The 17,097-nt window shown below is 73.0% G+C and carries 14 protein-coding genes; 9 read left to right on the plus strand and 5 right to left on the minus strand.

Annotated features, from left to right (window positions below):
* Window positions 1–9: 9 nt before the first annotated feature.
* The 6 genes from N0B34_RS16755 (at window position 10) to N0B34_RS16780 (ending at window position 5,362) form a co-directional block, all read left to right on the plus strand.
* On the plus strand, window positions 10–990 hold the full coding sequence (locus N0B34_RS16755) for a Rossmann-like and DUF2520 domain-containing protein (RefSeq protein WP_263732418.1): 981 nt from the start codon (window positions 10–12) through the stop codon (window positions 988–990).
* Window positions 990–1,883 (plus strand): pantoate--beta-alanine ligase, encoded by an 894-nt coding sequence (gene panC / locus N0B34_RS16760; RefSeq protein WP_263732419.1) that lies wholly within the window; start codon window positions 990–992, stop codon window positions 1,881–1,883. Before N0B34_RS16755 ends, panC begins: the two co-directional genes overlap by 1 nt.
* Before the next feature lie 4 nt (window positions 1,884–1,887).
* The gene (locus N0B34_RS16765; RefSeq protein WP_263732420.1) at window positions 1,888–3,627 is read left to right on the plus strand and encodes an L-aspartate oxidase; all 1,740 of its coding nucleotides are present in this window, start codon (window positions 1,888–1,890) and stop codon (window positions 3,625–3,627) included.
* A 110-nt stretch (window positions 3,628–3,737) separates the two neighbouring features.
* Entirely contained in the window at window positions 3,738–4,592 is an 855-nt protein-coding gene (gene nadC / locus N0B34_RS16770) for a carboxylating nicotinate-nucleotide diphosphorylase (protein WP_263732467.1), read from the plus strand.
* A 132-nt stretch (window positions 4,593–4,724) separates the two neighbouring features.
* Complete coding sequence (locus N0B34_RS18105) at window positions 4,725–5,000, plus strand: DivIVA domain-containing protein (protein ID WP_412175763.1); 276 nt, start codon at window positions 4,725–4,727, stop codon at window positions 4,998–5,000.
* A gap of 35 nt (window positions 5,001–5,035) precedes the next feature.
* Window positions 5,036–5,362 carry a hypothetical protein gene (locus N0B34_RS16780; protein WP_263732421.1) on the plus strand — a complete coding sequence of 109 codons (327 nt, stop codon included), beginning with the start codon at window positions 5,036–5,038 and terminating at the stop codon, window positions 5,360–5,362.
* A gap of 33 nt (window positions 5,363–5,395) precedes the next feature.
* Here the strand turns inward: N0B34_RS16780 and N0B34_RS16785 are convergent, their stop codons facing one another.
* From N0B34_RS16785 to N0B34_RS16805, 5 genes are all read right to left on the minus strand, one after another.
* Window positions 5,396–6,964: a glycoside hydrolase family 43 protein gene (locus tag N0B34_RS16785; RefSeq protein WP_263732422.1), complete on the minus strand. Its 1,569-nt coding sequence runs from the start codon at window positions 6,962–6,964 to the stop codon at window positions 5,396–5,398.
* On the minus strand, window positions 6,961–9,393 hold the full coding sequence (locus tag N0B34_RS16790) for a glycoside hydrolase family 3 N-terminal domain-containing protein (RefSeq protein WP_263732423.1): 2,433 nt from the start codon (window positions 9,391–9,393) through the stop codon (window positions 6,961–6,963). The genes N0B34_RS16785 and N0B34_RS16790 overlap by 4 nt, the downstream gene beginning before the upstream one ends.
* Before the next feature lie 93 nt (window positions 9,394–9,486).
* Entirely contained in the window at window positions 9,487–10,362 is an 876-nt protein-coding gene (locus N0B34_RS16795; RefSeq protein WP_263732424.1) for a carbohydrate ABC transporter permease, read from the minus strand.
* A complete protein-coding gene (locus N0B34_RS16800; RefSeq protein WP_263732425.1) occupies window positions 10,362–11,387 on the minus strand; it encodes a carbohydrate ABC transporter permease in 1,026 nt (341 codons plus the stop codon). Before N0B34_RS16800 ends, N0B34_RS16795 begins: the two co-directional genes overlap by 1 nt.
* Window positions 11,388–11,395: 8 nt before the next feature.
* On the minus strand, window positions 11,396–12,706 hold the full coding sequence (locus tag N0B34_RS16805; protein ID WP_263732426.1) for an extracellular solute-binding protein: 1,311 nt from the start codon (window positions 12,704–12,706) through the stop codon (window positions 11,396–11,398).
* Window positions 12,707–13,021: 315 nt separating this feature from the next.
* Here N0B34_RS16805 and N0B34_RS16810 point away from each other — a divergent pair, with 315 nt between their 5' ends.
* The 3 genes from N0B34_RS16810 to lysS all read left to right on the plus strand — a co-directional run bounded on the left by N0B34_RS16810 (window position 13,022) and on the right by lysS (window position 17,094).
* The gene (locus N0B34_RS16810; RefSeq protein WP_263732427.1) at window positions 13,022–14,092 is read left to right on the plus strand and encodes a LacI family DNA-binding transcriptional regulator; all 1,071 of its coding nucleotides are present in this window, start codon (window positions 13,022–13,024) and stop codon (window positions 14,090–14,092) included.
* 86 nt (window positions 14,093–14,178) lie between these two features.
* Window positions 14,179–15,462: an endo-1,4-beta-xylanase gene (locus N0B34_RS16815; RefSeq protein WP_263732428.1), complete on the plus strand. Its 1,284-nt coding sequence runs from the start codon at window positions 14,179–14,181 to the stop codon at window positions 15,460–15,462.
* Window positions 15,463–15,543: 81 nt separating this feature from the next.
* Complete coding sequence (lysS, locus tag N0B34_RS16820; protein WP_412175767.1) at window positions 15,544–17,094, plus strand: lysine--tRNA ligase; 1,551 nt, start codon at window positions 15,544–15,546, stop codon at window positions 17,092–17,094.
* Window positions 17,095–17,097 lie beyond the last annotated feature (3 nt).

The following is a 17,097-nucleotide window of genomic DNA, read 5'->3' on the forward strand; positions in this document are numbered from 1 at the left end:
CCGCACCGCATGAGCGCCCAGCCCGTGGACCCCGCCGCCCGCCCCGGTCGGCTCGGGGTCGGGGTGGTCGGCGCCGGCCGGGTCGGCGCGGTGCTGGGCAGCGCGCTGCGCGCCGCCGGGCACCCCGTGGTGGCCGTCAGCGCCGTGTCCCAGGAGTCGCGCGACCGTGCCGACGCCCTGCTGCCCGGCGTCCCGGTGGTCGACGTTCCCGAGGTGGTGCGCCGTGCCGAGCTGGTGCTGCTCGCGGTGCCAGACGACGCGCTCGCACCGTTGGTCGCCGGGCTGGCGGAGGTCGGGGCCTGGCAGGCCGGACAGCTGGTGGTGCACACCAGCGGCCGGTTCGGCACGGACGTGCTGACGCCGGCGCGCACCGCGGGGGTGATCCCGCTCGCGCTGCACCCGGCGATGACGTTCACCGGCACGTCGCTGGACCTCGCGCGGCTGGAGGGCTGCCCGTTCGCGGTGACGGCCCCGGCGCCGGTGCTGCCGATCGGTCAGGCGCTGGTCGTCGAGGTGGGCGGTGAGCCCGTCGTGCTCGCCGAGGACGCCCGTCCGCTGTACCACGCGGCCTTGGCGCACGGCGCGAACCACCTCGTGGTGCTCGTGGCGCAGGCTGCGCAGGCGCTCGCGGCGGCCGGTGTGGACGATCCCGGCCGGATGCTGCGCCCGCTGCTCGAGGCGGCGCTGGACACCGCCCTGCGGGCCGAGTCGGCCGGTGGGGCCGGGGCGATCACCGCGCTGACGGGACCCGTGCGACGCGGTGACGCCGGCACCGTCAAGCAGCACCTGGCGCAGCTGACCGCCCTCGGCGGACGCACCGGAGCCGTCGACGTGGTCGGGGGGTACCGTGCTCTCGCGCGCGCCGCCACGGCGCGGTCGCTGGCTGCGGGCCTTGTCGATGCCGCGGCGGCCGAGCGACTGCTCGACGTGCTGGCGGGCGCCCCGGACGGCCGGTCCCAGCCCGGCGACGGCGGCCCGCAGGAGGACTGATGACGGACAGCGCCCCGGTGCTGGTCCACGACGTCGCGCAGCTCTCGGCGGCGCTCGACGCGCCGGCACCCGACCGCACCGCGGCGCCGTACAACCGGGCCGTGGTGATGACGATGGGGGCGCTGCACGCCGGCCACCTGTCGCTGGTGCGCGCCGCCAAGGAGCTCGCGTCCCGCGTCGTCGTCACCATCTTCGTCAACCCGCTGCAGTTCGGTCCGGGCGAGGACCTGGAGCGCTACCCCCGGGACCTGGACCGCGACCTCGCGCTGCTGTCCGGCCCCGGCCTGCTCGGTGCGGGCGACGTGGTGTTCGCCCCGACGCCGCAGGTGATGTACCCCGACGGCGAGCCGTCCGTGCGCGTGTCGGCCGGGCCGATCGGCACGGTGCTCGAGGGCGCCGTGCGGCCCGGGCACTTCGACGGCGTGCTCACGGTGGTGCTCAAGCTGCTGCACCTGACGCGGCCCGACGTGGCGCTGTTCGGCCGCAAGGACGCCCAGCAGCTCGCCGCCGTCCGGGCGATGGTGCGCGACCTGGACGTGCCGGTCGAGGTGCGTGGCGTGCCGATCGTGCGGGACGACGACGGGCTGGCGCTGTCCAGCCGCAACGCGTACCTCAGCCCGGAGGACCGGCAGCGGGCCCTGGCCCTGTCCCGGTCGCTGGCCGCCGGTCGGGACCGGGCGGCCGCCGGCGGCGCCCCTGACCAGGTGCGTTCCGTCGTCCGCGCGGTTCTCGACGACGCCGTCGACGCCGTCGACTACGTCGGCGTGCTCGATCCCGACACCTTCACCGAGGTCCCCGACACCGCCGTCGGCACCGCAGTGCTGGCCGTGGCCGCCCGCGTGGGCGGTACCCGGCTGATCGACAACACCGACGTCGAGCTGATCGGACGCTGACCTGATGACCCTCGCCGAGACGGGCGCCCGCACGGCGCCCACCCGCACCGGTGTGCACGTCGCGACGCACCTGGCGGCACCGGAACCGGGCTGGACCACGCACGCGGACGCCGTCGTCGTCGGCTCCGGCGTCGCCGGCCTGACCGCGGCGCTCGAGCTGCGCACACGCGTGCCGCGCGTGGTGCTGGTGACCAAGGACGTGCTCGCCTCGGGCTCCACCGTCTGGGCGCAGGGCGGCATCGCCGCGGCGCTGGCGCCGACGGACTCCCCGGAGGCGCACCTGATGGACACGCTGGTGGCCGGTGCCGGGCTGTGCGACGAGCGTGCCGTGCGGGTGCTGGTCACCGAGGGCCCCGCGCGGGTGCGCGAGCTCGCGGCGCGCGGGGCGGTGTTCGACCGGGCGCCCGACGGCAGCATCTCGCTGGGCCGCGAGGGTGGGCACCTGGCCGACCGGATCGCCCACGCCGGTGGCGACGCGACCGGCGCCGAGGTCAGCCGGGCCCTCGTGGCGCAGATCGAGGCGGTGCGGGACGACCCGGGAATCGAGGTGCTGGAGCACGCCCTGGTCGTGGACGTGCTGACCGGCGCCCCGGTCGACGGGGGACGGCCCGGCCCGGTCGCGGGGGTCACGGTGCACGTGATCGGCGAGGGCAGCCGGGACGGTGTCGGGGCGGTGCTGGCACCGGCGGTGATCCTGGCGACGGGCGGGATCGGGCAGGTGTACCGCTCGTCCACCAACCCGGTGCAGGCCACGGGGGACGGCATCGCCGCTGCCCTGCGCGCCGGTGCCCGGCTGGGCGACGTGGAGTTCGTGCAGTTCCACCCGACGGTGCTGTGGCTCGGCTCCGGCGTGAAGGGGCAGCTGACGCTGGTGTCCGAGGCGGTGCGCGGTGAGGGCGCCCGGCTGCTGGACACCGACGGCGTGCGGTTCATGCCGCAGGTGCACCCGCTGGCCGAGCTGGCACCGCGGGACGTCGTCGCGCACGCGATCGTCCGCCGGATGGCCGCGACCGGCACCGACCACGTGTGGCTCGACGCGCGCCACCTCGGCGCCGAATTCCTGCGGCACCGGTTCCCGACGATCACCGAGCGGCTGGCCGACCACGGCGTCGACTGGACCACCGACCTGGTGCCGGTGGCCCCTGCGCAGCACTACTTCTCCGGCGGCGTGGTGACGGACCTGGACGGGCGCACCGCCGTGCCGGGCCTGTACGCGGTGGGGGAGGCGGCGTGCACGGGTGTGCACGGGGCCAACCGGCTGGCGTCGAACTCTCTGCTCGAGGGGCTGGTGTTCGCGCACCGGGCGGCGAACCACGTGGCCGAGGCGATCTCGTCCGGCACGCTGACCGTCGTCCCGCCGGTGCCGCGCCGGGGTGAGCCCGCGCTCGTGGCGGCCGCCGCCCGCGCGCGGGTGCAGCGGGTGGCGACGGACGGGTCCGGCGTGCTGCGCGACGCCGAGGGCCTGCGCCGCGCGCTCGACCGGCTGGGTCAGGTGGGCACCGACGCGTACGTGCCGCCCGAGGACGGTCGGGCGGTGGCCGAGCCGCAGCCGGCCGAGTGGGAGACGACCAACGTGCACCAGGTGGCCACGGCGATCACCGCGGCGGCGCTGCTCCGCGAGGAGACCCGCGGGGGGCACGTGCGGACCGACTTCCCGGTGCCCGACGAGGCGTGGCGGCTGCGTCAGGAGCTCGAGCTCGACGCCGACGGCATGCTCACGGTCACCCCGGTGACCCTCCCGTGACGGCGCCCGACGGACGCACCGCCGTGGCCGGTGCGCGGGGTGGTGCGGCAGGCGCGCCGCTCGGCGTCCTCCCCGGCGACCCGGGCCCGGACGGCTCGGCCGTCGAGCGCCTGGTCGCGGCCGCGCTCGACGAGGACCTCGGCGTCGCTCCCGGCCGGGACGTCACCACGCAGGCGACGGTGCCGCCCGACGAGGTCGGCACCGCGCGGCTGATGGCCCGCGCCGACGGCGTACTGGCCGGCGTCGTCGTCGTCCCGTCCGTGCTCACCCAGGTGGCCGACCGCCTCGCCCTGCCGACCCCGACCGTGACCGTGCACCTCCCGGACGGTTCCGCGCTGCACCGCGGCGACGTGGTCGCGGAGCTGACCGGTCCCGTCCAGGTGCTCCTGGTCGCCGAGCGGACCCTGCTCAACCTCGTCTCCCGCGCCTCCGGCGTCGCGACCCACACCCGCCGCTTCGCCGACGTGCTCGCCGGGACGGGCGCCCGCGTGCTGGACACCCGCAAGACCACCCCGGGCCTGCGGGCGCTCGAGAAGTACGCCGTCCGGTGCGGCGGCGGCACCAACAAGCGCATGGGCCTGTACGACGTCGCGATGGTCAAGGACAACCACGTGGTGGCCGCCGGCGGGGTCGCCGCGGCGGTGCGCGCCGTCCGTGACCGGTTCCCCGACGTGGCGATCCAGGTCGAGGCGGACACCTTGGACCAGGCGATGGAGGCGCTGGACGCCGGCGCCGACTTCCTGCTGCTGGACAACATGCCCGTCCCGGTGCTGACCGACGTGGTCGCCGCGGTCCGCGCCCGCGAGGCCGAGACGGGCCGTGTCGAGCTCGAGGCCACCGGCAACCTCACCCTCGACACGGCGGCCGCGGTGGCCCGCACCGGGGTCGACTACCTGTCCGTCGGCGCCCTCACCCACTCGTCCCCGATCCTCGACCTGGCCCTCGACCTCGACGCCCTCGCCTGACCGCACCGGAGGGATCGTCCAGCGCGGGCGCTCCGCGGAGCGGCCTGTCACGGACGGCTCGGCGGCGCGGACGATGACGGTCCACCCGCCGAACCCCCTCCGCGACGCGATGGCGGGTGCCACCATCGGCCCATGCCGACCGACGTCGCCCGCCCCATCTCCGCCGCGGAGCTGCGCTCCACGACCCTCCCGCTGGTCCGGTGGCGGCAGGGCTACGCCCTCGACCAGGTCGACGCCGCGATCGACCGGTGCGTCCGGGCGATCGACGCGCGCGCCCACGGCCTGCGCCCCGAGCTGACGGCCGACGACGTGACCGCCCTCCGCTTCGCCGCGACGAAGCTCCGTGAGGGCTACGACCAGGACGCGGTCGACGACCTGCTCGACCGCGTGGTCGCCGCACTGCGGTGACTGGGAAAGGCGACCCTTTCGCCTTCCACGGTGCCGTGGGGGAGGTGTGGCACGACCACGTGCTGGTGGGCCACGTGCGGATCGCGGTGCAGGACTGGACCACGACGCCGAGCGGCGGGGTAGTGGTCGAGCCTCGGTGGGAGCCGCGCGTCGAGTTCCTCCTCGCCTGGGCGAACCCGGCGCAGCACGCCGTGCCGTACGACGACGGGATCGACCGGGACATCCCGGCGGCGTTGGCCGAGCTGCGCTCGGGTGGCTTCACCTTGCGGGCCGTGCGCCACGAGGTTCTCTGGCTCGAGGGTGCGGAGAAGCGTGACGTCCTGGAAGAGGTCTTCGGTCTTCCGGGAGACGACCAGAGCTGACGAACAGGGCCGCCGGGGTTGCTCGGAGGCCGCTCAGGCCCTGAGCGGGTCGTAGGTGACGTGCCGGACGTGGGCGACCGTGCTGGTCGGGCGGCCGTTGCTGGTGGCGTAGACGCCGATCCACAAGCCGAGGAACCCGCCCGTGGCGACGCTGTCCAGCGTGCGGGCGTCGGCTGTGGCGACGTGGACCAGCACCTCGTCGTCAGTGCTCACCAGCAGCCGGTACTCCGGCCCGCGCGCCTCCACCGTGAGCGTCACGGCACCGGTGCCGGCGACGGGCGCCGAGCCCAGCGTCGTGTCGACCCCGCCCTGGCGGTGCACGGCCACGGCGCTGCGGCCGCCCGTGGAGCCGGTGACGAAGAACCGGACGTGGTCCGCCTCCGACTGCCGGATCGCCACACCCACCTCCTCGCCGAGCACGGCGGGGGCGTCGAGCACCGCACGGACGTCCACGTCCACGTGCTGCTGACGCAGGCCGAGGAAGGCCGGGGTGAAGGGGTCGGCCAGAGTCGTCGGCCGCATCGTCAGGTCCCAGCCGTCCTCGTCCGGCACGGCGAAGTCCGCCGCCGGGCGACGTAGCGACGTCCAGCGCAGGTCGTCGGGACGCACCACGCCCGAGGTCCCACCCTGCGAGGAGCCCAGCGGCCCACCGAGCGCGAACGGCACCTCGACCTCGTCGGGCACCCGACCCAGCCCCGGTGCGAAGACGGGCCAGCCGTCCTCCCACGTCACCGGCACCAGGAACGTCTCGCGGCCCAGCGGGTAGTGGTAGCCGCCGTAGGTCCGCATGCCGAGCAGCACGGCCCACCAGGTACCGTCGGCGGCCTGGACCAGGTCCGAGTGACCGACGCCGACCACCGGGAAGTCGCGGCCGAGGTGGCGGTGCGTCAGCACCGGGTTGCCCTTGTTGCCGACGTACGGCCCGGTGACGGCGTCGGCGCGCGCGACGGACACCGCGTGGTGGAACTCGGTCCCGGCCTCCGCGGCGAGCAGGTAGTACGTTCCGTCGACCTTGTAGAGGTGCGGCCCCTCGGCCCAGACGACGTCCTTGAGGGCGCCGTTCCACACCACCGTCTCCGGCCCCACGAGGCGCTTCGACTCAGGGTCGAGCTCACGGACCCAGACCTCCGTCTGGTCGTGCCACTGCGGCTCGCGCGCCAGCCGGGTGCCGTGCAGCCACACGCGGCCGTCGTCGTCGAAGAAGATCGACGGGTCGATGCCGTCGGCGTCCAGCCACACCGGGTCGGACCACGGCCCGGCCGGGTCGGTGGCGGTCATCAGGAAGTTGCCGCCGCGGGTGGCGTCCTTCTGGTCCACGAGCGTGCAGACGAGCCAGAACACGCCGTCGTGATGGCGCAGAGTCGGTGCGTACAGCCCGCCGGACGACGCGATGCCGTCGTAGTCCAGCTGCCCCGGACGGTCGACGACGTGGCCGACCTGCTCCCACGACACCAGGTCGCGGCTGTGGAACACGGGCAGCCCGGGCCAGTACTCGAACGTGGACGTGGCCAGGTAGTAGTCGTCACCGACCCGGCAGATGCTCGGGTCCGGGTGGCAGCCCGGCAGCAGCGGGTTGTGCACCGTGCCCGTGCGGGCGCTCACGCGCCGGCCAGCTTGACCTCGACCCAGCGAGAGTCCTCCCCGCTCACGCGGTGCACGTCGCCCGTCACCGCCACGACGGCGCGGCCGGTGGCGGAACCCGCCAGGGTGCGGTGTGCGACTGCCTTCTCGTTGGCGATCACGCCGCCGGTCGCCTCGTCGGTCCGCGCACCGGCACCGGAGGCGGCGGCGTGGGCGCCGACCCACACCTCGACGTCGCCGGGCTCGACGACGCGCACCAGCCGCCGGTCGGAGAACGCGAACCGCGTGGTCGGCACCAGGAAGGTGACGCGGACGGCCTCGCCCGGGTCCAGCTCGACGCGGGTGTACCCGAGCAGCTGCACCACGGGGCGGGTGATCGTCGCCTGCACGTCGTGACCGAACAGCTGCACCACGTGGCTGCCCGCCACCGTGCCGGTGTTGCGCACCGTGACGGCGGCGGTGAACGTGCCGCCCGCCTCGACGGCCGGGTCCACGACGAGGTCGTCGTACGCGAAGTCCGTGTAGGACAGCCCGAAGCCGAACGGCCGCAGCGGCGTCGAGTCGGCGGACGTGACGTCGGACGGGCCGCCGAGCACCGGGTGCAGGTAGGAGTACGGCTGCGCACCGGTGGACCGGGGGAGCGAGACGGGCAGCCGTCCCGACGGGTTGACCAGGCCGGTCACCACGTCGGCGATCGCCAGGCCGCCGCCCTCACCGGGGAAGAACGCCTGCAGCACCGCGGCTGGCACGGCGCCGGCGTCCGGGCCGCCGTCGAACGCCCAGTCCACCGCGTACGGCCGGCCGGTCAGCATCACCAGGACGACGGGCGTGCCCGTGGTGACCAGCGCCTCGACCAGCTGCCGCTGCACGCCCGGCAGCTCCAGGGACTCGGCGTCGTTGCCCTCGCCGACCGTCCCGCGCCCGAAGAGCCCGGCCTGGTCGCCGACGACGACGACCGCCACGTCCGACCCGGCCACGGCCTCGACCGCCGGCGCGAAGCCGGACGTGTCGTCCCCCTCGGGGTCGCAGCCGCGGGCGTACACCAGCTCGGAGCCCGCCAGGCCGGCCCGCGAGAACGCCGACCCGAGCCCCTCGAGCACCGTCGGGATCGAGAACCCCAGCGGCAGCTCCGGGTGGTGCGCCAGCACGTGGTTGGCGAAGGAGTAGCAGCCCATCAGCGCCTCGGACCGGTGCGCGTTGGGGCCGACGACGGCCACCCGCCTCGGCGTCGTGGTCCACCGGTTCAGCGGCAGCACGCCGTCGTTGGCCAGCAGCACCACCGACTCCTCGGCGAGCCGGCGGGCCAGCGCCTGGTGCCGGGGGGAGTCGAGGTCGATGTCCGTCGGCGGCTCGTCCTCGAACGTGTCCTCGTCGAGCAGCCCCAGCTGCTCCTTCTGGCGCAGCGCCCGCAGCACCGCCCGGTCCACCCAGGCCTCGTCGAGCTGCCCGGACCGCACGCGCTCCGCCAGCGGCGCCAGGTAGGCGTCGCCGGTCGGCAGCTCGATGTCGATGCCCGCCTGCAGCGCCAGCGCCGCGGCCTCGCCGCGGTCCGCCGCCACCTTGTGCATCACCTCGAGGAACGCGACCGCGAAGTAGTCGGCGACGACGACGCCGTCGAACCCCCACTCGTCCCGCAGCAGCGTGGTCAGCAGGTCGGCGTTGGCCGCCATCGGCACGCCGTCCACGTCGGTGTAGGAGTTCATCACCGACCGCACGCCGCCGTCGCGCACCGCCATCTCGAACGGCGGCAGGAACACGTCCGCCAGCTCGCGGGGCCCGGCGCTGACCGGGGCGTGGTTGCGGCCGGCCTTCGACGCCGAGTAGCCGACGAAGTGCTTGAGCGTCGCGTGCACGCCGGCGTCCTGCAGGCCCCGGACGTACGACGTGCCGACGGTGCCGACCAGGTACGGGTCCTCGCCGATGCACTCGTCGACCCGCCCCCAGCGCGGGTCGCGGATCACGTCGAGGACCGGTGCCAGCCCCTGGTGGATGCCCAGTTGGTGCATCGAGTCGCCGATCGCCCGGCCCGCCTCCTGCACCAGCTCGGGGTCGAACGACGCCCCCCAGGCCAGCGGCGTCGGGTACGTCGCCGCCTGCCAGGCGGCCAGCCCGGTGAGGCACTCCTCGTGCACCAGCGCCGGGATGCCGAGCCGCGTCTCGCGCTTGAGCCGGCGCTGCTCGGCCCACAGCCAGGCGGCACGCTCGGCGGGGTCCACCGGCCGGGTGCCGTACACCCGGGTGTAGTGGCCCAGCCCGTGCTCCGTGATCTCGCCCAGCCGGCCGGAGTCCTTCTGGCCCGAGGCCATCTCCGACTGCATCGGCGCCACGGTGCCGTTCTGGTCCAGCCAGTAGCCCACCAGCTGGGCCAGCTTCTCCTCGAGCGTCATGCGGGCGTGCAGGGCGCGGACGCGCTGCGAGACCTCCGGCACGGCGGGGACGTCCTCGGACACGGGCACTACTTCTCTCTGGTCAGCGGAGGTGAAGGCAGGGCGGCCGCGCCGCGCGGCCCATGAGCCGGGGCGCGGCCGCCCGACGGGGTGGGGTCAGCCCTTGACGGCGCCGGTCAGGCCGCCGACGATGCGGCGCTCGAACAGCGAGAAGAAGATCAGGGCCGGGATCATCGACAGGGACGTGAACGCCAGCACGCGGGCGGTGTCCACCGCGTACTGCGAGGCGAACGCCTGCACCCCGAGGGGCAGCGTGTACGACGTCTCGTTGTTCATCAGGAACAGCGGGAGCATGTAGCTGTTCCAGGACGCGATGAACGCGAGGATGCCGGTGGTCACCACACCCGGCACGGACAGCGGGACGACCATCCGGAAGAAGAACCCGAGCCGGCTGGCGCCGTCGATGGACGCCGCCTCCTCGATCTCCTTGGGGATGGCCCGCAGGAACGGCACCAGGATGATCACCGTGGTCGGCAGGGCGAACGCGATCTGCGGCAGGATGATGCCGGCCAGCGTGTTCATCAGGCCGAGGCTCTTGATCATGATGTACAGCGGCGTGATCGCCACGGTCATCGGGAACATCAGGCCGGCGGCGAACAGCGAGTACATCGCGCCGCGGCCCTTGAACTGGTACCGGGCGATCACGTAGCTGGCCATCACGCCGAGCACCACGACGCCGAGCGTGGTGAACACCGCGGTGATCACCGAGTTGCTGACCTGCCGCCAGAAGATGCTGCTGCGCAGCACCTCGAGGTAGTTGTTCACCTGCCAGTGCGTCGGCCAGCCGGACGGGTCGGTGGTGATCTGCGCGTTGGTGCGGAAGCCGCCGATGATGATGTAGATGACCGGCCCGATGCAGATCGCCACGAAGACGAACGCGATGAAGTACGTGAGCGGGCTGCCCCAGCCGACGCTGTCGGCCTTGCGGGTCCGTGCGATCCGGCCCGGCGCCTGAAGGGTCGTCGTCGCCATCACTTCTTCCCTTCCGTGAGCGCGCCCTCGGTGTCACGTCGGAGCACGAAGCGCTGGTAGATCAGGGCGACGATCAGCGAGATGACGAACAGGACCACGGCGACCGCGTTGCCGTAGCCGTAGTTCCCGGCGTTGCGGCCGTTGGTCACCATGTACGTCGCCATCGTCGAGGTGCCCGCCGTGGAGGACACGTACTGGCCCCAGATGATGTAGACGAGGTCGAACAGCTGCATCGAGCCGATGATCGACAGGAACGCCCAGATGCGGATGGTCGGGCCTAGCAGCGGCAACGTGATGCGCCGCTGCGTCTGCCAGTAGCTGGCACCGTCGATGGAGGCCGCCTCGAACAGCTCCTCGGGGATCGACTGCAGGCCGGCGAGGAACAGGATCACGGCGAAGCCGATGTACTTCCAGCTGATGACGATCATCAGCGACCAGATCGCCAGCTTCGGGTTCGAGAGCCAGTCGATCGGGTGGTGGATCAGGCCGATCTTCTCCAGCACGCTGTTCACCGCGCCGACGGTCTGCAGCATCAGCGACCAGCCGGTTCCGACGATCACCTCGGAGATGACGTACGGCACGAAGATCAGCACGCGGATGATCGAGCGGCCGCGCATCTTCTGGTTGAGCAGCAGGGCCAGGGCCACCGCCGCGGGTCCCTGGATGATCAGGGACAGCACCACGATGAAGCCGTTGTGCATCAGGGCCTGGTGGAACGTCGGGTCCTGGAAGATCACGACGTAGTTGTGCAGGCCGACGAAGTTGGTGGGCCGGCCGAAGCCCTTCCACTTGTAGAAGCCGTAGTACGCCGCCATCAGCACCGGGAAGATGACGAACGTCAGGAACACCAGGATGGCCGGGCCCGCGAGGATCGTGATCTCGAGCCGCTTGCGCCAGTCGGGCCCGGATCCTCGCCGCGGCCGGCGGGCCGGGGACGGTGCCGTGCGGGCACCGCCCCCGACCGCCGAGGGACCCTCGGGCGACGTCGTGAGTGTCGGCGAGTTCTCGCCCAGAGAGTCGCTCATGGTGCTGATCAGCCCTTGGCCGCCGCGTCGTTGGTGGCCTTGACGATGCCGGCCGCGTCACCCTTGCCGGCGAGCATGTTCACCACGCCGCTGTTCAGCGCGTTGCCGACGTTCTGACCGAACAGCGTGTCCAGCCAGACGGAGACGTACGGCGCGTTGTTGTACGCCTTGAGGATGTCGAGCAGGGCGGGGTCGGTGACGGCGCTCTGCGCGTCCTTGCTGGCGGGCAGGGTCTGGAAGGCCTTGGAGTAGCCCTCCTGGTACTGCTTCTGCATCGCGAAGTTGAGGAACTGCGCGCACTCCTTCGGTGCCTTGGCCGAGCAGGAGTAGCCGTCGACGCCACCCATCATGGCCGCCGGGTCACCCTTGCCACCGTCGACGGCCGGGAACGGGAACCAGCCGAGGTCCGGCAGCGCCTTGCCGTCCGGGGTCAGGGACGCGATCACGCCCGGGTCCCAGGCGCCCATGAGCTCCATGGCCGCCTTGTGGTTGGCGATCAGACCGGCCGACGAGCCGGCGCCCTGCTGGGCGGAGGTGGTGAGGAAGCCCTGGTTGAACGGGTTGGTCGCGGCGAAGGTCTGCAGGTCCTGGCCCGCCTTGGTCCAGCACGGGTCGTTGAACGAGCGGGACTTGGCGGCCGCGGCCATCGTGTCCTTGCTGCACTCGCGCAGCGAGAAGAAGTAGAACCAGTGCGCGGCGGGCCACGCGTCCTTGGCGCCGAGCGCGATGGGCTCGATGCCGGCCGCCTTGAGCTTGGTCACGGCGTCGTTCAGATCCGCCATGGTCTTCGGCGTCGAGGTGATGCCGGCCTTGGTGAACAGGTCCTTGCTGTAGAAGATGCCGCCCGGCAGCACCGCGACGGGCATCCCGTAGACCTTGCCGTCCACGGAGAACGCGCTGAAGGCCGCGTCGCCGACGGCCTTCTTGGTGGCGTCGTCGATCGACTTGGTGAGGTCCTGCGCCTGGCCGGCCGCCACGACGTCGGCGAGCTTGCCGCCACCGCGGGCCATGAAGATGTCCGGCGCGTCGCCCGAGTTCAGGGCGGTCTGCAGCTTGCCGTCCATGTCCTCGTTCTGGATGGCCTGGATGTTGATGGTGACGTTCGGGTTGGCCGCCTCGAAGTCCTTGACCGTGCTCTCCCAGTACGCCTTGCCGTCACCCGTGGTCGAGTTGTGCCAGAAGGTCATCGTGACCTTGCCGCCGCCGGCGGCGGAGCTGCCCGTGGACCCGGAACCCGAGCCACCGCTGCTGCACGCGGTGAGCACGAGGGCGCCCGCCGCCAGGACGGCCGCAGCCGCCAGGGACTTCCTTGCCTTCATGAGATCTGTCCTCTTCGTTGAGCTGCACTCAAGTGGTCAGGTCCCCCCGGAGGGGTGAACCGGTGCTCTGCCGGGTCCGGTGCGTCAACCGGGACCGGCGGTGGTGCGTGCGGCGCTAGGCGTCGCGGCGTCGGTCGTCGCTGCCCCGGGGGGCGAGGACCACCCTGGGGGTGGTGACCGTCGTGGTGTCGGGTCTCTTCATCGAGTGGACTCCTCGTCGTCTTCGAGAGGGGGACGCAGGAGCGACTTTGACACCCGTCCGACAGGGCTGTCAAACGTTATCGATAACGTTTTAGTAGCGATACGCTGATCCGCATGGCAGACCGGGTGACCATCACCGACGTGGCACGGGCCGCCGGCGTGTCGGTCGCCACCGTCTCCAAGGTGCTCAACGACCGCTACGGCGTCGCGAGCTCGACGTCGGAGCGCGTCCGCGACGTGATCGCCCACCTCGGCTACGAGTCCAGCCTGGTGGCGCGCAGCCTGCGCTCGCACAAGACGCACGTGATCGGCATCCTGGTCGCCGAGTTCGAGCCCTTCAGCACCGAGATCCTCAAGGGCGCCGCCGAGGCGCTGGGGGACACGGGCTACGAGCTGCTCGCGTACACCGGAGGCCGCCACAACGAGGGCGCGGGCTGGGAGCGCCGCTACCTGTCCCGCCTGTCCGGCACGCTGATCGACGGCGCGGTGCTGGTCACCCCGACGGTGGTCGACGTGCAGTCGACCGTGCCCGTCGTGGCCATCGACCCGCACGAGGGCCCGACGGGCCTGCCGACGGTCGACTCGGACAACCTCGCCGGCGCCGTGCGCGCCACCGAGCACCTGCTCGAGCTGGGCCACCGCCGCATCGGCCTGGTGGCCGGCCGTCCGGACCTCGAGTCGTCCCGCCTGCGTGAGGAGGGCTACCGGCAGGCGCTCGCCGCCGCCGGCATCGCGGTGGACCCGGCACTGGTCCGGGTCGGCGACTACCGCAAGCCGACGTCCCGTGGGCCGGCGACCGAGCTGCTGACCATGCCGGACCGGCCCACCGCCGTGTTCGCCGCCAACGACCTGTCCGCCATCAGCACCATCGAGGTGGCGCGCGAGCTGGGGCTGCGGGTGCCGGAGGACCTGTCGGTGATCGGATTCGACGACATCCCGGAGTCGCGCACCACGACGCCCCCGCTGAGCACCGTGCGGCAGCCGATCCAGCAGATGGGCGCCACGGCGATCGAGCTGCTCATCGCGCTGCTCGACGGCACGCCGGTGGACTCCACGCACGTGCGGCTGCCCACCACGCTGGTGCGCCGCGCGTCCACGGCGCCGGTGCCGTCCCCCGTGGTCCCGGCCACGGTCCCCGCCACCGCCCCCGCGCCGGCCGCCGCCGAGGCGGCCGCGCTCGGCTGACCGGCCCGTCGGCACAGCCGGCACGGCGTCGCGCGCCTCCGGGCGTCGCCCGCCAGACCCTCGTCCCACCGCGCAAAGGAGCGTCCGTGCACGACGTCGTCGTCCCCCGTCCCGCCGAGCTGTCCCACCGCACGGCCCGCACCGTCGTCACGGCCCTCGGCCCGGACGGTCGCCCCCTGGCGGACGCCGACGTGGTGGTCGCCCAGCAGCGGCACGCCTTCGGCTTCGGCAACATCGGGTTCGACCTGATCCCGCTGGCCAACGGCGAGGTCGAGGCCGGCGGCTCGGTGTTCGGCGGCGCCCGCGCCGACCTGCTGCCCGTGCTGGCCGAGCAGTGGCTGGCGCTGTTCAACACCGCGACGCTGCCGTTCTACTGGCGCGGATTCGAGCCCGAGCGCGGGCACCCGGACACGCAGCGGCTGCTGCGCACCGCCCGGTGGTTCGCCGACCGTGGGGTCGCGCTCAAGGGCCATCCGCTCGCGTGGCACACGCTCGCCCCGCAGTGGCTCGAGGAGCTGTCGGTGGACGAGGTCGCCGAGGCGGTGCGCGCCCGGATCACCCGCGAGGTGACGGACTTCGCCGGGCTGATCGACACGTGGGACGCCATCAACGAGGTGGTGATCATGCCGGTGTTCGACAAGGAGCCGAACGGGCTGACCCGCCTCGCGGCGCGGGACGGCCGCGTGGCGACCGCCCGGCTGGCGTTCGAGACGGCGCACGCCGCCAACCCAGCGGCGCGGCTGCTGCTCAACGACTTCGACCTGTCGCCGCGGTACGAGGCGCTGATCGAGGAGTGCCTGGCCGCCGGCGTCCGCATCGACGCGCTGGGGCTGCAGAGCCACATGCACCAGGGCTACTGGGGCGAGCAGAAGACGGCCGACGTGCTGGGCCGGTTCGCGCGGTTCGGGCTGCCGCTGCACCTCACCGAGACCACGCTGCTGTCCGGCGACCTGATGCCGGCGGACGTCGTCGACCTCAACGACTACCAGGTGCCGTCCTGGCCCTCGACCCCCGAGGGGGAGGCGCGGCAGGTGGACGAGGTGGTGCGCCACTACCGCACCCTGTTCGCCCATCCCGCAGTGCACGTGGTCACCTACTGGGGGCTGTCCGACGACGGCTCGTGGCTCGGCGCCCCCGCGGGCCTGGTCCGCACCGACGGCACGCCCAAACCGGCCTACGACGCGCTGCTCGCGCTGGTGAAGGGCGAGTGGTGGCTGCCGCCCACGACCGTCCGTACCGACGCCGACGGCCGGTTCGTGCTCGACGGGTACCTCGGCGACTACACGGTGACGGCATGGGGCCGGCACGGTGCCCTGACGCTGTCCGCCGACCGGCCCGCCGAGTCCGTGGTGGTCGACGCGGCGGTCTGACGGGTCCGGCGCCGCCTGGCCCGTCGTCGCACCGGCCCGGCAGGCCCGTCCGGCGCCGCGACCTAGGATTGCGCGGTGACCGTGAGCCCCACCCCGTCGCAGCCCGCCGCGCCCGTCGAGCGCACGCAGGCGGCCGCCCCCGCGTCCGACGACGTCCCCGAGCAGATCGCCATCCGCCGGGCGAAGCGCGAGCGGCTGCTGTCCGAGGGTGTCGCGCCGTACCCCGTCGGGGTGCCCCGCACGCAGACGATCGCCGCGGTGCGTGCCGCGCACCCGGACCTCGAGCCGGGCCAGGAGACGGACGACGAGGTGGGCGTCGCGGGCCGGGTCGTCTTCCTGCGCAACACCGGCAGGCTCTGCTTCGTCACACTGCAGGACGGCGAGGGGACGCGGCTGCAGGCGATGCTGTCGGAGGCCAACGTCGGCGCCGAGCGGCTCGCGGCGTTCAAGGCCGACGTCGACCTGGGCGACCACCTCTTCGTGCACGGGCGCGTGGTGTCCAGCCGACGCGGCGAGCTGTCGGTGATGGCCGACGAGTGGGCGATCGCCGCCAAGGCCATCCGGCCGCTGCCCAACCTGTACGAGGGTGCCGAGCTGTCCGACGAGGCGCGGGTGCGCCAGCGCTACGTCGACCTGATCGTGCGGCAGGGCGCCCGCGACATGGTCCGCACGCGGGCCGCCGTCGTCCGCTCGCTGCGCGAGAACCTGTGGCGACGCAGCTTTCTCGAGGTCGAGACCCCCATGCTGCAGGCCCGGCCGGAGGGTGCGGCCGCGCGTCAGTTCGAGACGCACATGAATGCGTTCGACATCCCGCTGTTCCTGCGCATCGCACCGGAGCTGTTCCTCAAGCGCGCCGCCGTCGGCGGGGTGGAGCGCGTGTTCGAGATCAACCGGAACTTCCGCAACGAGGGCGTGGACGCCACGCACTCGCCGGAGTTCGCGATGCTCGAGGCGTACGAGGCCTACGGCGATTACGACACGATGGCGGCCCTCACGCAGGACCTGGTGCAGACCGCCGCGCAGGAGGCGTTCGGCACCACCGTGATGACGTTGGCGGACGGCACGGAATACGACGTCGGCGGGCAGTGGACGCATCTGCCGATGTACGACTCGCTGTCCGAGGCGATCGGCGAGGAGATCACGCACGACACCTCCGACGACCATCTTCGCAAGCTGCTGGAGAAGGCCGAGGTGGAGCTGGACCCGGCGGTGCGCAACCACGGGAAGATGGTCGAGACGTTGTGGGAGCACCACGTCGGCCACCACCTGGTCGCACCGACGTTCGTGCGCGATTTCCCGGTGGAGACCTCCCCGCTGACCCGTGACCACCGCTCCAAGCCGGGGCTGGTGGAGAAGTGGGACCTGTACGTGCGCGGCATGGAGCTGGCGACGGCGTACTCCGAGCTGGTGGACCCGGTGGTGCAGCGGGCCCGGTTCGAGGCGCAGGCCCTGCTGGCGGCGCGGGGGGACGACGAGGCCATGCGCATCGACGAGGACTTCCTCACCGCGATGGAGTTCGCGATGCCGCCGTCGGGCGGGATGGGCATGGGGATCGACCGCCTGCTGATCGCGCTGACGGGCCTCGGAATCCGCGACACCATCCTGTTTCCGTTGGTCAAGCCGCAGGGGTAGGTC

Source organism: Cellulomonas sp. SG140 (assembly GCF_025770785.1).
GTDB lineage: Bacteria > Actinomycetota > Actinomycetes > Actinomycetales > Cellulomonadaceae > Cellulomonas.

What these genes read in the sequence shown, in the direction of transcription:
- N0B34_RS16755 (WP_263732418.1), top strand. Translation starts at nt 10, where the DNA reads ATGAGCGCCCAGCCCGTGGACCCCGCCGCCCGCCCCGGTCGGCTCGGG.
- panC (WP_263732419.1), top strand. Translation starts at nt 990, where the DNA reads ATGACGGACAGCGCCCCGGTGCTGGTCCACGACGTCGCGCAGCTCTCG.
- N0B34_RS16765 (WP_263732420.1), top strand. Translation starts at nt 1,888, where the DNA reads ATGACCCTCGCCGAGACGGGCGCCCGCACGGCGCCCACCCGCACCGGT.
- N0B34_RS18105 (WP_412175763.1), top strand. Translation starts at nt 4,725, where the DNA reads ATGCCGACCGACGTCGCCCGCCCCATCTCCGCCGCGGAGCTGCGCTCC.
- N0B34_RS16795 (WP_263732424.1), bottom strand. Translation starts at nt 10,362, where the DNA reads ATGGCGACGACGACCCTTCAGGCGCCGGGCCGGATCGCACGGACCCGC.
- N0B34_RS16800 (WP_263732425.1), bottom strand. Translation starts at nt 11,387, where the DNA reads ATGAGCGACTCTCTGGGCGAGAACTCGCCGACACTCACGACGTCGCCC.
- N0B34_RS16805 (WP_263732426.1), bottom strand. Translation starts at nt 12,706, where the DNA reads ATGAAGGCAAGGAAGTCCCTGGCGGCTGCGGCCGTCCTGGCGGCGGGC.
- N0B34_RS16810 (WP_263732427.1), top strand. Translation starts at nt 13,022, where the DNA reads ATGGCAGACCGGGTGACCATCACCGACGTGGCACGGGCCGCCGGCGTG.